Below are 14182 nucleotides of genomic sequence, written 5' to 3' on the forward strand. Positions count from 1 at the left end.
TCCTTTTCGGAGGGACTTTCATTGAGGGGCTTGAAAACAGCATCCACAGCACCTACAGACTGCATTTCCCTTCCTTTTCGGAGGGACTTTCATTGAGGGGTGAATAGTGAACGTTCGCTTTATCGCCGTTCGGCTATTTCCCTTCCTTTTCGGAGGGACTTTCATTGAGGGTCAGATTCGCCGAGCATGCCCTCACGAGCCAACGCAGATTTCCCTTCCTTTTCGGAGGGGCTTTCATTGAGGCCAGGGCGTGACGATTGAATTCTTCCAGCGAATCAATTTCCCTACCTTTTGGGAGGGGCTTTCATTGAGGCCACAGCTCTGACTGCAACAGCGAAGATAACAGCACCATTTCCCTTCCTATGCGGAGGGACTTTCAAGAAACTAGACTGTTGTGATGGTCCAGGATGACTGCTGGACCGTTTGTTCAGCAGCTTGAGGTGTAGACTTTCAATGAGGCCCGCCAAAGACCATCTGTGCCAGGCTCTTCATGACCATTTCCCTTCCTTTTTGGAGGGACTTTCATTGAGGCCGCTTCGATGTGACCTTAGATGCCCTCCTGTCGGCAGATTTCCCTTCCTATTTGGAGGGGCTTTCACTGAGGCATGGCTGAGCGTGGTATTACGTTGGGTCAGGGTGCGATTTCCCTACAGTTCTGTAGGGACCTTCATTGAGGTGCTGAGTCCAGATGAACGCCGTTGCACATGCCGTTGCATTTCCCTACGGTTTTGTGGGGACTTTCATTGAGGCATCGCTATCGCCGGAGGGCGCGAACTCACCGCCCCGGATTTCCCTTCCATTTTGGAGGGGCTTTTATTGAGGGAAGGTAACCGTTCTTGAGCTGGAAGACCCGCGCGGCGATTTCCCTTCCTTTTTGGAGGGGCTTTCATTGAGGCCCGGCGATTGAGACCGTCGGTGCGTTCGGTCAGCTATTTCCCTTCCTTTTTGGAAGGGCTTTCATTGAGGCAGTTCTATCTCCTGGTGTTATGGAGGTGGTCGGATATTTCCCTTCCTTTTGGGAGGGACTTTCATTGAGGGTCAGATTCGCCGAGCATGCCCTCACGAGCCAACGCAGATTTCCCTTCCTTTTTGGAAGGGCTTTTATTGAGGTGGCCGTTATGCTCGCATTCTGCTGATGTGGCTGACAAATTTCCCTTCCTTTTGGGAAGGGCTTTCATTGAGGCAACGTCTCCAACGTTGGCAGCTTGCCGGCTGATGTTTTTCCCTTCCTTTTCGGAAGGGTTTTCATTGAGGCCTGGAAGGGGTGGCGATGCGGCGTGGGCAGGGTGCATTTCCCTACGGTTTTGTGGGGACTTTCATTGAGGCGGGCGGCTCATCCCTGCTTGCGCAGGAAACACCTCAACCTTCCCTACGGTTTCGTAGGGACTTTCCCTAACCTATTCCTGCTCCGTTCGTGGACCCATCACAGTCCAGGAACGGAGCTTTTCCTTTTTGCCGTGCAGGAAGCAACCAGGCTAAAACACCAGCCGCAAACCCCACCCGCCAGCTGCTACCCGCCTCATCCACACCTCCAAGCAGAAAACTCAACACGCCGACCCTGCGTCATAAAGTCGCTGATAAGCCAAAACACCACACCGTGGTGCTACCCTCAAAACCAAGCAGCCAAAGCAGACTGCCCACCATATTCGCTCACACCAAGGAGACACCGATGTCTACCCCCTACAGTGCAGGCGACGAACTTCCTATTTCACTCGTCATGCACACCGTGTACTGCCCCCGCCGCGCATGGATCGAATCCAATGGCGAAAAGACCGACACCTCGCAAATGCAAGAAGGGCAATCCGCCCACAAACGAGTCGACGACCCCAAAACATCCCGCGGCACACAACAGCGCGCAGTCACCATCTCATCAACACGCCTCGGACTCACCGGACGGTGCGACGCCATCGAACCGCAAGAAGACGGTTCTACCCGCATCATCGAATACAAAGCAACCCCCGTACGCCGCAACGCATCCGTCACGCCCGCCCACAGGGTGCAGCTTGCCCTTCAGAAAATCTGCCTCGAAGAAGCCGGCGAAACCGTCAGCGAATGCGCGGTGCACTTCACCAACCACAACAAAACCGTGCCCGTCGACATCTCAGACGAAGACATCCGCACCGCAGAAGAATACGTGCGCACCACCCGCGCACTCATCGACAACCCGACAGCACCGCAACCCCTCGAAGACTCACCCCGCTGCAGCTGGTGCTCCCACATCTCCGTGTGCCTACCCGACGAATCCCACGGAAAAGAAAACATTACACGTGTCGTCGCCAGCAACCCCGACAGCCAAGTAGCGCACCTCACCACGCAAGGATCAAGAGCGACCGTCCAGCAAGGACGCCTCATCGTGCAACACCTCGGTGAAACAATCAGCAGCGTACCCCTCGAACGTGTGCACAGCCTCGTGGTCCACGGAAACATCGACGTTTCCTCTGCGCTTCTACGAGAACTCATGTGGCGCAACTGCACCATCATCTGGTGCTCCAGCACCGGCCGAGTCTACGGCTGGTCGCAACCCGGCACCGGACCGAATGGGCTGGCCCGCGTGCAACAGCATGTCCTCTCAGCGCAGGGGCACCTGCCTATAGCGGCCGCCATGATTGCCAGCAAAATCGCAAACCAAGCGACCCTGCTGCGCCGCAACGGCCACGCCGCAGATGTATGCCGCGCTATGCGAGACATTCAGAAGCACACGCCGCAAGCTACCTCAATCCCGGAACTGCTCGGCATCGAAGGTGAAGCCGCCTCGCTCTACTTCGGCAACTTTGCGACCATGCTCAAAGAAGACGTGCTCACCGAACTCGGCTGGACCTGGACCGGGCGGCAGGGGAGAGGCGCTAACGACCCCATCAACATTCTGCTGAACTACGCCTACGGGCTGCTCAGCTCAGAATGTATTCGTGGGATTCTCACGTGCGGGCTCGACCCTCACGCCGGGTTCCTGCACAGCAGCTCTCGCAATAAGCCGGCGCTCGCGCTTGACCTCATGGAAGAGTTCCGTGCAGTCATCGCGGATTCCGTGGTGGTTTCTCTTATTAATAGGAAGCAGGTCAAAGCGGCGCACTTCACCGCGGTTGGTGGCAGCTACCGTCTCACGCCCGAAGGACGGAAGACTGTCATCGCCGCGTTCGAGAAGCGAATGGCCACGGAGATTACCCACCCCACCTACGGGTATTCGGTGACGTGGCGCCGCGCTATTGAGGTGCAGGCTCGCATGCTCCTGGGCGTCATTAACGGAACCACCCGCGAGTACACGGGGGTGACCGTACGATAATGCGTGATGACGCCCGACGAACACTCATTGCTTACGACGTTCCCAGCGACCGGCGGCGCGCCAAGCTGGCCAAGCTCATTCTCAGCTACGGGGACCGTATCCAGTACAGTGTCTTCATTGTGGATGCGGCCCCCGCCAAGGTGCGACGCATCAAAGACGAAGTTCAGGAACTCATCGATCCGGACGAGGACTCGGTGCTCTTCTGCGACCTGGGGCTACTAGCCCGCCTTGACGAGCCGACCTTCAGCTACATTGGCCGGGTGCGCGAGGTGACCGAATCGGATGCGCTCATTCTCTAGCCGCGTGCTGCTCATTCGCTAGCGACGCGCGGCAGGGGAGTGGAGGAATGACGAGTTCGATTGCGGACTGATGGCAAAGACGGGATAATAGAGTAGTCGTCTTGTTTAGACCGTAGCAATATAACCCGCTTAAATCTGGCACGCTCATGTGTCGGCCTTCATTGAGGCGTAGATTTTTTGCTATCTGGTATAGGACTGACGCTGTAGTTCTCTCGGCGGTTTATCGTCGAGAGCTTTCGTTGTTTGAACGCCCCCAACCTGCCTTTCTTACGGGTTGGGGGCATAAAATTCCCAAAATTCTTACGTAGATTTTCTGCTATCAGTTCTATATTTATGTGCTATGATTTAGGTGCTGAACGAGCTTGAGTCGCATAGCTCACAGTCTGAGCCCCCTAACTGGTGTGGGTCAGTTTGAATGAAGCGACAGTAAGGAAGGGAATCTAAAGTGCTAGGTGCTGCGGTTGACCCTAATGTGTATGTTGTGACGGTAATCACGGGTGTGTTTGTGAATGTTCTCGGAATGGTGGTATGGGAGGTGATGCTGAAGCCCATCCTTGTCCACCTGGGATATATTTCCATCGTGAATGGAGGTCAGGGGGCGTATTCCGAAGGGGTACTGGAAGTGCGTGAGATTGCGAGTCCTCTGCATGTAGATTGTGATAATACTTCTGTGAATGTACATATCTCTAGTGCAGATACCGGTGGGCTACCGCTCGTCATTGTTGCTTCTAATAGTTGTGTAGTCGTGCATGTGTCAGGAAGTGCGCAAAAGCCGCCCACCACGACGGAAACGCAGTAGGCGGCTTTGAAGTACGTTGATACCGCAATAAGCGGGGTGTTTTGAGTTCTGTTGCAGCAGACTCAATCCCAGAGTATAGCAAGAAAACAGGGCCAGACTCTAGCCTTCTCTATATACTGACCAGCTTATGCAACTAAATGCCCCTGATGCTGCGCTGAATAGTGCCTAAACAAGGCGGTTACAGTGCAGATTCAGGGGCATTACCGTCCTTGAAATAGCGGCGTGACGAAAACGCGCGCACCATTTGAAAAAGCAGAGTAGCTTAAAGCTATACAACAAAAAATCGTGCACAACCCACGCATCGACGCGAGATGTGCACACACTACCTAAGGAGACAATCATGTCCCAGAACACCATCACCCTCGCCGATCTCCTCGATAACCTCGAGCTCGGCGGCGGCTCCGTCATCACCTCCATCACCGAACTCGAACCTGCCGCAGGCCCCCACGCATCAGTGGCACCCGCCAAGTTCGTTGACGGCTCCAAGTCCGTCTTCGCCTACGAAACCCGCTACATCGTAGAGAAGCCTGAAGGCCAGGACGAATCCAAGAAGGAAGAAGAATCCAAGGACGCCGAGAAGGCTGTCAAGGGCAAGTCTCAGAAGGTAGTCCTCATCGACAGCAAGCAGTCCGAACTCAATCGCGCAGAAGCCGCCATTGAACAGGGCTGCCAGTACGGCGACGAAGCGGCTGTAAAGATTCCCCGCGCTGTCGTCACCTACCAGACCGAAAACGGCCCCGTCGAATACAGCGACATGGAGCTCTCCCACCGCGTCTTCGACGGCCACTTCCGCGCCGGTCACGTCGACGGTAAGCCTATCACCGAAAACGACCAGTACCGTGCACTGCGCAACTGCACCCCCGCAGACATGAGCGCACTGCTCAACACCGCCCCTGCAGCGCTCCTCTTCGGCGCATGGGACTCCACCCGCAAGAGCAACCAGGTCCGCCTGCGTAGCGCCCTCGTCGGTGAAATTATCGGCGTCCTCGCAGACCAGGATCCTGGCGCTGAACACCGACAGGCACGCCGTGGCGGCGCCCGCGTCGACGCCGTAGCCGCCAGCGTAAAGCTTGGCGCCAAGGAACTTAACTCTCTCGTCGATGACCAGGAAGCTGAACTGAGCGCCAAGAATGTTGCCGCACGCCGCAAGGAAGTAAAGACCGCCAAGGCTGATGCTCGCATCTCCGCATCCACTCTCGGCCTGGGTAGCATCCCGCCCTCGCTCGAAGAAACCGGTGCTGTTGCCTGCCGTCGTATCATCCGTTCCTGGGTACTGAGCCTCGCCACCCTGCGCCAGTTGCGCTTCGGTCAGGACGAAACCAAGAACGTTGCTGCGCGTGCACTCCTCGCCGCGCTCGGCCTCAACGCTATCGCCCGTGCCGAGCGTGAGCTCTACATCCGTGCCAACTGTGACCTGATTGAATCTGCCGCACCCGTTGTCACCCTCGACCAGCGTTTCGGTGAGAAGAAGCCCTTCGCACCTCTGACTGTTGAACACACCGACCAGCTGCTCCTCGAAGCTATCGAGAACGCCAAGAAGGCTGGCGTGACTGACTGGAATGGCCAGACTTTCAACGTCGACGGCAACTCCATCATCATCGCGAACGCCACCGCGGAGGACGCTGAATAATATGACCAACCTCGGAATTCTCGCGAGGTTCCCGCTCGGCGTATACCAGGGCCACAAGGCAGACGGAAGCCCCGACGCCTTCCCCGACCCTGCCCGCTTGCAGGCCGCGCTCCTCAGCGCGGCCGCGCAGGGACCTCACGCAATTATCGAAAACGGGCAACTTGCCCCCTCGGAAGAATCTCTCAAGGCCCTCAAATGGCTTGAGGAGAACCCCCCGACCGGGTTGCAGCTTCCCGACATGTGCCCCGTGTACCGCTCACCCAACAAGATGAGCCGATTCATGTACCGCGAGGTAGCGCGCTCCACCAAGGACGGGCGGCAGACCGAACGTCGCGCCGTATCCGACGGCTGGGCTGTATCCGACACCATCGGCTGGCAGTACGATAAGGTGCCCGCAGACATCGCGGAAACTATCACCCAGCTCTGCGGCGAAGTACCCTCCCTCGGAGAAGCCAGCAGCTTCACCGCCCTCTACACCGGAGACGTGGAACCCACCCACACCATCGACACTAAGTCGACCCCCTTCGAAGCAGGCGGTATGCCCGTCCGCGTACCCCTGCCCGGCCGAACCGTTGCGCTCATGCGTGCTCATGCAGAAGCGTACCCCGCCAAGGTTCCCACCAAAGCAGGCGACAAGACCGCAGCGAGTGACACGATGCGCCCCTCATCGGTACCCACCGCTGGCCTGGGATCCATCAAGTACCAGCCTGTGGAGGCTGAAACCTCCACCAGCCCCTGGGAATACTTGTGGCTCCTTGAAGTAGATGGTGAAGAGCTGAAGCCCGAACAGTACGTCAAGGCAAGCTCCCTGCTGCACAAGGCTCTCGTAGCTGCCGCAGGATTCGGCGCGCCCAGCCTCATCACCGGCAGGTACCCCAAGGGTCACAAGCCGGCCAACAGCCTGGCGCTCCAGTACCTGACTGCCCGCTACCTGCCCGACTATCTGCGTCGTGAGGTGAAGTCTAAGGGAGTCCTGCTCGTCTTGGTCCCGGCAAGCGCCCCGACCGATGAGGCAGTAGAACTCGGTATCGCACTCAGGAGCGTAGAAACTCTCTACGCTCAGGACTTCCCCCGATTGACCGTGAAGCTTCGTCAGAAGCGCCTGCCCGCACAGGGTTTCTGGGATGCTCCCAAGACCGGGTACAAGCGTCTGTGGCGTACCCTCAGCGCGGCCGTTCCCGAATCGCGCGTTTTCAACCGCCCGAAGAAGGCTGAGACGAAGGCCTGGACCTTCGCTGACGCCGCTCTGCTTTCCATGGCCTACGTGTGGCGTGACAGCTTCGAGGCGCCCGAGGCTGAAACCTCACGTGAACGAGTTCGTAGCTTGAGGGATCAGGTTGAGGAAAAGGCTGAAGCCAAGGTTCTGGAAGCTCACCGAGTAACCCAGAACCCCGCCGCCTACGCCTACAAGTTGCCCCGCACTCTGCCCGCCGAGCCGTGGCGCGGCTTCGTAGACCTCGGCAACCTGGCAACGGACACGACCCTCGTAGCCATCGGCCAGTCCCGCCACATGGGCGGCGGCCTGCTGGTTCCATTCGACGTGCCCACCGAAGAGTATGACCGCCGTAAGAAGGAGGAAGAGCATGACTAGCCCCACTACCGCGCTGCCCTCCATCACCCGTGAAGAGTTCGGTGACTTCTTTGCCTCTCTCAATGGAGGGTACGCGCCCTTCAGTTGGCAGGAAGAGGTACTCGACCACATTTGCGAGCACGGAGTATGGCCGGAACGTATTAACGCACCGACCGGCTCCGGTAAGTCCTCCGTGGTTGATATCCACCTCTTCGCGAATGCGCTCGCCGCGGTTGGCGCCGCGCCGCGCGTTCCCCGTCGCCTCTGCGTGACCGTGGGACGCCGCGCGCTGGTCGACAGCCAGGCAGATCGCGCCCGCGAGAAGATTCTCGACCGCATGGGGAAGGCACTCGCTAATGAATCCGACGAGTCCGATATTCTGCGTAGGGTTGCTGAAGCTCTCCAGAGCTTCCAGACCCGCAACGACGAGGAGGGGCGCGCCCCCTTCGAAGTTGGCCACATCCGTGGTGAACTCTCGAACCGCGCCCTGCCGGTGACCGACATTTCGGCCTGCGCAATCATTGCCGCAACCCCCGACATGTACGGTTCACGAGCGCTCTTCCGTGGCTATGGCAGCACCAAGGCTGCCCGCCCGCGTGAGACCGCCCTGCTGACCATGGACACCGTCATGGTGCTCGATGAGGCACACATGAACCGTCAGCTGCTGCATACCACTCAGCGTATTGCCGAGTTGCAGAAGCGTGAGGTGAATCTGGGCGTTCCCACCCTGCAGGTGGTTGAGACGACCGCTACCCCCTCCACTGAGGACAGCGGATCGACCACCCTGGGTGTTGATATTGAGGCTCTCGATAAGCCGAATGATGAAGAGCTGCACAAACGTGTCTACTCGCACAAGGAACTGATGCTCCACCCCATTGATAAGTGGGATGGTAAGCCCGGTAACCGTGCGGTCGTGGATGCTGCTGTGGGGGCTATTAAGGAGTTCCTTGCTCACCGTGAGGCGGGGGGAGGCGCAGAGGAAGCCCACACTATTGGTTGTATTGTCAATCATGTGCGGACGGCTATCTCTATCAAGGAAGCACTCGCCAAGGATAAGGTGCTTGGAAAGGATGAAGTTCAGCTTCTCGTAGGACGCATGCGCCCGTACGACCTGAAAAAGTTGCACCCCGACCTCTTCACTACCGAAGGCGATAAGTCCGTGAAGGTTGTTGTGGCCACCCAGACTCTCGAAGTCGGTATTGATGTTGACTTTGCTGACCTGGTGACCGAGCTGGCTCCGGCCTCTTCCTTGGCACAGCGCTTCGGACGTGTTAACCGTCTGGGCCACCGTACGGATTCCAAGGTCGTCGTTATTGAGCCTGCGAGCGGTGACTCGGTAAAGAAGGACGCGCCTCCCTACAAGGCGGTCGACCTGAGCAATGCGTATGCATGGCTCGAGGCTCTCAACGGTACTGAGAATCCGTCGGTGAACCCCGCCGCAATGGTGAAGAACCCGCCGGTACAGTCCTCCCCGGAGCGTCTGCTCTACCAGCGCCCGGAATGGCCTGACCTGCTGGAATTCTCGCGTACCGACGAGAATCCCTACGATGAGCCGGACCTTGACCTATGGCTGCACGACTCCCTGGATGCAGAAACCGCAATGGGCGGTGTTATCGTGCGCGATAACCTGCCGAGCAACACTTCTGCCGCCATGGAGATTCTCAAGACCAGCTACTTTGCACCGAGCGACCTGGAGACCTTCCCTGCGAATCTGAAGATTCTCCAGGAGATTCTGGACTACCAGGATGAGCACGGCGTGAAGCCGCGTAAATTCCTTTACCGTCAGGGTGAAATTTCCCTGTGGCAGGATGCTGACCATGGGGAAGAGAGCCGTCAGTCGTTGGCTCCTGGTGACGTTCTGCTTCTTGACATGGGCAGTGTTCCGTTCACGAACCAGGGCATTGCCGTGACTCAGCGTGAGCTTCCCTCCACGAAGGACAAGCTGGAGGCTGTGCCCTTCCCCAAGGGCATCAAGCTCTACGTGTACGAGAAGTGCGCGGACCGTGAGAAAGACTTCAGGGAATACCTGGGTCTCTCGCCCGAAGAAGTAGCGGAGCTGCTCGACAGCCAAAGTTCGGGCAGTGAGACGAGGATTGCTTCTGAACTTACTACCGAGGCTGAGGACGGTCAGGAAGTTATCGCCTGGTACGCCGTTGTGACCGACGAAGAGTTTGTTGAAGGTTCCGATATCGCTCAGGAACTGGCCCCGGCTGGTCCCGTTCTTCTGGACGACCACCAGAACGATGTTGCTGAGCGTACCCGCCAGCTTGCCGAGAACCTCGGCCTGGCACCGGAATTCTCGGAGGCCCTGGAACTGGCGGCAAAGTACCACGACGAGGGCAAACGCGACCTGCGCTTCCAGCAGATGCTAGGTGCAGATGCGGAGACGGGCGCGCTCGCGAAGAGTGGCCGCCGTTCCGTGGCAGAGGCGTACCGTGCCCGTAGCCGTAGCGCCCTGCCGAGGGGCTGGCGTCACGAGCAGCTGTCCGCGCTTATGGTTGCCGCCTCGCCCGAAAAGGTGGGGGAGCACCGCGACCTGGTGCTGCGCATCATCGGTTGCAGTCACGGTCACGGCCGGTTCTCCTTCGCCCACGACGCAGACTTCCTGCTCAAGGAAGGCTACCTGCCCGAGGGGCTGGACTACGAAGCGCTCAAGGAACAGGCGAACCGACTCTTCAACGTCGGCTACTGGGACAACCTCATGGAGCAGACGAGCCGCACCTACGGCCCGTACGCTACCGCCTACCTTGAGGCCGTCGAACGCGCAGCAGACGCTCAGATTTCACGGGAGGGACACTAATGGCAACGCTGACTATTGCCGGTGACTACACCTCGGCATTGACCCATTTTGCCCTCTACGGGCTGTCCCTGATGGTTGAGCAGAAGCACCCCGGAACCGTCACTGTAGGTTGGTCTCAGGAAGGCCAGCCGCGCGCCCAAATGCATGCTGAAGGCGTGTCAGAAGAAGAAATTGCCGAGTGCGTGCACTCCTACGTTTCTTCCCTGGCCGCTGAAGACAGCTGGGTGAACGTTGACCAGTCCTACGGCGCGGGTAAGGAAACCGCTGTTTTCTCCCCGTTCTCACCGCGTATTCGCGGAATTGACGCGGAGAAGTACCCGGACGACTGGGCTTCTCACCAGAAGACCCGACAGGCTCATCTGGATGCGCTGATGGAACGTGACGACCTGCTGTCCCTGCTCTGGATCTCTGGCCTGGGTGAACCGGCATACTGGCGTTTTGAAGCCAAGGCCCCTCGCCCCGACCACGGTGCATCCCGCTGGGAGATGAAAACTCGCAACAAGGGTCAGGAGTTCGTCAAGGACCGTCTGCGTTTGATGTGCGCGGACCTGGCAACCTGGGAACCTTCCGCGATGCTCAGCGGTATTACCGGGCAAACCCTGCACGACTCGCTGGATAAGAAGCCGGATTCTCGAACCGGAACCGGTTTCACCGTCCCGCAGCCGACCGATACCGCGCTCGCCTTCTGCGCGCTGGTGGGTATTGCGAACTTCCCGGTGATTCACCAGATCCACCGGATTGGTGTAACCCCCGGTGCGTACCCGTACAACGCTTTGCACCCGCGGCTCATGGTTCTTCCGGTATCCTCCGGAAGGGTTACGCCTGCCCGGTTGCGAACCGTGCTGCGCAGCCACCCCTACCGTAGGGTGGTTGACGAGGTCGGTAAGGCGATGGAACGCGGTTCCTTGAGCTCTGACATTTTCGTGTCCGAGCTGGCGGATGAGAAGGCGATTCTTCGTGAGAAGGGCGTTCAGGCGTTTGTTGCTTTCCCCATCGCGAAGGTGGGTAGTGACTCGGCTCCTGAACGTCAGGTTCTGAAGGGTAGCGCGATTCCGCTGGGCTAACCTAGCCGCTTATAGGAGCGGGCAAATATGCCCGCACAATGCAGAGGAGGGGCCCTCCGGTCGTATTGCCGGAGGGCCCCTCCCTCTACTTATTATGAGTGTCTACATATCGCTGGGTGGATATGCGGTAGCTGGTGCGCTAGGGAACTGCCCTTTACGCCACCGCCACGGTACCCTTGGCTGCGGTGCCGCTTCGGGTCCACAGCAGGAGCGCTGCCACGCTGTTGATGATGTAGAAAATGTATTTGCCGACGTTCGCGAAGTTGCCCTGAGTCAGCGCCTTGATGCACTGCACGGTGTTGTACGCGAACCAGAACTGCCACTGCATCGTCAGCTTCAGTGCGTTCAGAATGTTCGCTGACAGGGACAGGCCAAACACTGCGGTCGTGATCCAGAACAGGAACGAGGTCTTGCCATCGTAACCGACATTGTTCGCAATCAGATAGTAACCGACATAGTTCGCAATCAGGGAGAACGCGAACGAACCGACCACAATGCCGCTAATAATCAGCTGGCCCTTCTTGCCGGTCGGCGGTTCCATCGCCTTGCCGCGTTCGGAGTTCTGCCACCTACGAATCGCGAAGGTGTACACGATGAACGTGACCGGGTAGGTGATGATTGCTGCCTTGTTGCCCAGAATGTAATCAATCGCGCCAGACAGTGCCGTGTTAATAATGCCGAGCACGTTGCCGATGTTTGAGAGGCGGCCGGTCAGGCGGGTAGACATCATTGAAATACCCACGTTAATCACGGAAATTACGCCGAGGGGAATGAAGTTCGTGATTGGGCCCCAGTCGACGTATTTAGCGAGGCTGGTGCCCAGGTATCCTGAGGCGATTGCGATGGCGATAACCAGTGCCACGCCGAAGATGTCGGCGTACTTGGACTTGGCGAAGAAGAGGAGGGCCTTCTCGATTGAGAATTCCTTGGCCTCCATGGGTAACTCCTTTGTTGAGAATATAGGAACAGTGATAGGGTACCAATAACTATAACTCTTTGAAAAGGGGTTGAATTGGCGTGTCACACATAAAACTTCAGAAACCCACATATTCCACATCTCGGAACACCGCGGCATTGGGTAATTCAAAATCACCCCATCAAAAACCCATACCAACTTCCGGCAAACTTTGCCAGATAACGCCCCTACTTCGTTGAACACCGAAAATGGGCGTAAAATCACCGCCGTTTCGTCTTCGCTTTAAGGAGACCTTAAGGTACGCTAGATGACTGGGTCAGGGAACTCGCGCCGGTCTCACTCACCGCACATCCGCCCGACAGACACCCGCACCCCGGTATGCTACGTCTCACTCACGCACACAGGGGAGGGAACCCAACGTATCGGCCTCACTCACCGTTTACGCCGCTGTCCGCGCATCCTGCCACCCGTAACTCACTCAACTCAAACAAGAACTGAATAGGACAATCATGCCCTTGCTTACCCATCGACTCTCACGACGATTTTTCGTAAAGGGTGCTTCCGCCGCCGCCGCTGCAGGCGCACTGACCCTGCAGGCACAGGCCGCTCAGGCTGACGAAGCTCCCGCAAACCTTGCCCCGGCAACCGAGGAAACTAAAGGCCCGCGCCTCGTTATTCAGCGTGCCACCATCACCGAAACCGGTATGACCGTCAACTACACTGCACACGGTCTGCGCGAATTCCTCACCGAAGGCACCACCCTGACCGTACGCCACGGCTACGTTCGTAACGACTCTTTCGAAACTCTGCGCTCCTGGCCGCTCACCCCCGAATTTGACGGTGACGCTGACAGCTTCAGCGGTAGCGACCAGTTCCCCATCGAGCTGATGCAGGGTGAGGGTGTCGACCACGCCCTGCAGCTGGATATTTGCTCCGACCCGTGGGGCCAGGAGATTACCCACCAGATTGCTGCGCGCATCCCCGTGGCTGAGACCAAGATTCTGAAGACTTCTTTCGAGGACGTTCCGGGTAGCCACCCGTTCGCCGAGGATATCCGCATGGCGAACCAGAAGAAGTGGCTGATGCCGAACCCGCAGACTGGCGCGTTTGAGCCGGACCGCCCCGTGACCCGTGAGGAGCTTATTGCTCTGCTGAACCACGCTGCCGGTCACGCTGGCGTGAGCGAAAACTCTGAGGTTGCACCCTTCGCGGATGCGGCAGGCCGCCCGACCGCGAACGCCCTGCACTGGGCTCGTGACCGCAAGATTACCGAGCCGCTCACCGGCGGCGACAAGATTGACCCGACCGCACCGGTTTCTCACGAGGAGCTGGCGGCTGTGCTGTTCCAGTACAACGCGGAGGTTCAGCTGACTGAAATGAACGAGGCTGCTGGTTCTCGTTTCCGCGACGTGCTCGGTGCCGGTACTCTGCACCGTTACGTTGCGTGGGCTGGCGCGAACGACATCGTGCTGGATTCTTCGGGTGTGTTCAACCCGACCGCGCCGACTACTCGCGCGGAGCTGGCTCGTTTCATTCGCCGCTACAAGCTGCAGAACCTGCTGTTCACTGACTTCTCGTACGTTTCCTAATTCTCGTACGGCTCCTAAATTTAGCTACCCCCGGCACTGCGCGTGCCTGTTGGGGTTGCGTGAAACCCCCGTCTTCTGGCTTTTGCTGGAGGCGGGGGTTTCGCTATGCCCCGTATTGCCGCACCTCGGGGAGTTTTAGTGACAGGCTGTGCCTGGCATATGAAATTTTGCGTTATATATGCCTAAAATCTTGCAAAATCCTGTGCGCTAAGTAAGTATTACCTAGAAGGTAAGT

The 14182-nt window shown here is 58.1% G+C and carries 8 protein-coding genes and 1 CRISPR repeat array; of the genes, 7 read left to right on the forward strand and 1 reads right to left on the reverse strand.

Annotation, left to right across the window (positions count from 1 at the left end; all coding sequences use genetic code 11):
* A CRISPR array of direct repeats spans nt 1-313; the repeat unit is 27 nt; unit sequence TCCTTTTCGGAGGGACTTTCATTGAGG.
* 1356 nt (nt 314-1669) lie between these two features.
* The 6 genes from HMPREF3055_RS04675 to HMPREF3055_RS04705 all read left to right on the forward strand — a co-directional run bounded on the left by HMPREF3055_RS04675 (nt 1670) and on the right by HMPREF3055_RS04705 (nt 11442).
* Complete coding sequence (locus HMPREF3055_RS04675; RefSeq protein WP_070604691.1) at nt 1670-3280, forward strand: CRISPR-associated endonuclease Cas4/Cas1; 1611 nt, start codon at nt 1670-1672, stop codon at nt 3278-3280.
* Nucleotides 3280-3579 (forward strand): CRISPR-associated endonuclease Cas2, encoded by a 300-nt coding sequence (gene cas2 / locus HMPREF3055_RS04680; protein WP_083303624.1) that lies wholly within the window; start codon nt 3280-3282, stop codon nt 3577-3579. The genes HMPREF3055_RS04675 and cas2 overlap by 1 nt, the downstream gene beginning before the upstream one ends.
* 1139 nt (nt 3580-4718) lie before the next feature.
* The gene (gene cas7u / locus HMPREF3055_RS04690; protein ID WP_070604696.1) at nt 4719-6008 is read left to right on the forward strand and encodes a type I-G CRISPR-associated RAMP protein Csb1/Cas7g; all 1290 of its coding nucleotides are present in this window, start codon (nt 4719-4721) and stop codon (nt 6006-6008) included.
* A gap of 1 nt (nt 6009) precedes the next feature.
* Nucleotides 6010-7599 (forward strand): type I-G CRISPR-associated protein Csb2, encoded by a 1590-nt coding sequence (gene csb2 / locus HMPREF3055_RS04695; RefSeq protein WP_070738289.1) that lies wholly within the window; start codon nt 6010-6012, stop codon nt 7597-7599.
* Nucleotides 7592-10378 carry a type I-G CRISPR-associated helicase/endonuclease Cas3g gene (cas3u, locus tag HMPREF3055_RS04700; protein ID WP_070738291.1) on the forward strand — a complete coding sequence of 929 codons (2787 nt, stop codon included), beginning with the start codon at nt 7592-7594 and terminating at the stop codon, nt 10376-10378. Before csb2 ends, cas3u begins: the two co-directional genes overlap by 8 nt.
* The gene (locus HMPREF3055_RS04705; RefSeq protein WP_070604701.1) at nt 10378-11442 is read left to right on the forward strand and encodes an aldehyde dehydrogenase; all 1065 of its coding nucleotides are present in this window, start codon (nt 10378-10380) and stop codon (nt 11440-11442) included. The genes cas3u and HMPREF3055_RS04705 overlap by 1 nt, the downstream gene beginning before the upstream one ends.
* Before the next feature lie 154 nt (nt 11443-11596).
* Here the strand turns inward: HMPREF3055_RS04705 and HMPREF3055_RS04710 are convergent, their stop codons facing one another.
* On the reverse strand, nt 11597-12379 hold the full coding sequence (locus HMPREF3055_RS04710; RefSeq protein WP_083303625.1) for a nicotinamide mononucleotide transporter: 783 nt from the start codon (nt 12377-12379) through the stop codon (nt 11597-11599).
* A gap of 488 nt (nt 12380-12867) precedes the next feature.
* On the opposite strand from HMPREF3055_RS04710, the gene HMPREF3055_RS04715 reads away from it, so the two are divergent.
* Nucleotides 12868-13947 (forward strand): S-layer homology domain-containing protein, encoded by a 1080-nt coding sequence (locus HMPREF3055_RS04715; protein WP_070738293.1) that lies wholly within the window; start codon nt 12868-12870, stop codon nt 13945-13947.
* Nucleotides 13948-14182: the final 235 nt, after the last annotated feature.

The sequence above is a fragment of the Rothia sp. HMSC061C12 genome (genome assembly GCF_001815755.1).
Classification (GTDB): domain Bacteria; phylum Actinomycetota; class Actinomycetes; order Actinomycetales; family Micrococcaceae; genus Rothia; species Rothia mucilaginosa.

What these genes read in the sequence shown, in the direction of transcription:
- cas7u (WP_070604696.1), top strand. Translation starts at nt 4,719, where the DNA reads ATGTCCCAGAACACCATCACCCTCGCCGATCTCCTCGATAACCTCGAG.
- HMPREF3055_RS04705 (WP_070604701.1), top strand. Translation starts at nt 10,378, where the DNA reads ATGGCAACGCTGACTATTGCCGGTGACTACACCTCGGCATTGACCCAT.
- csb2 (WP_070738289.1), top strand. Translation starts at nt 6,010, where the DNA reads ATGACCAACCTCGGAATTCTCGCGAGGTTCCCGCTCGGCGTATACCAG.
- HMPREF3055_RS04715 (WP_070738293.1), top strand. Translation starts at nt 12,868, where the DNA reads ATGCCCTTGCTTACCCATCGACTCTCACGACGATTTTTCGTAAAGGGT.
- HMPREF3055_RS04675 (WP_070604691.1), top strand. Translation starts at nt 1,670, where the DNA reads ATGTCTACCCCCTACAGTGCAGGCGACGAACTTCCTATTTCACTCGTC.
- HMPREF3055_RS04710 (WP_083303625.1), bottom strand. Translation starts at nt 12,379, where the DNA reads ATGGAGGCCAAGGAATTCTCAATCGAGAAGGCCCTCCTCTTCTTCGCC.
- cas3u (WP_070738291.1), top strand. Translation starts at nt 7,592, where the DNA reads ATGACTAGCCCCACTACCGCGCTGCCCTCCATCACCCGTGAAGAGTTC.
- cas2 (WP_083303624.1), top strand. Translation starts at nt 3,280, where the DNA reads ATGCGTGATGACGCCCGACGAACACTCATTGCTTACGACGTTCCCAGC.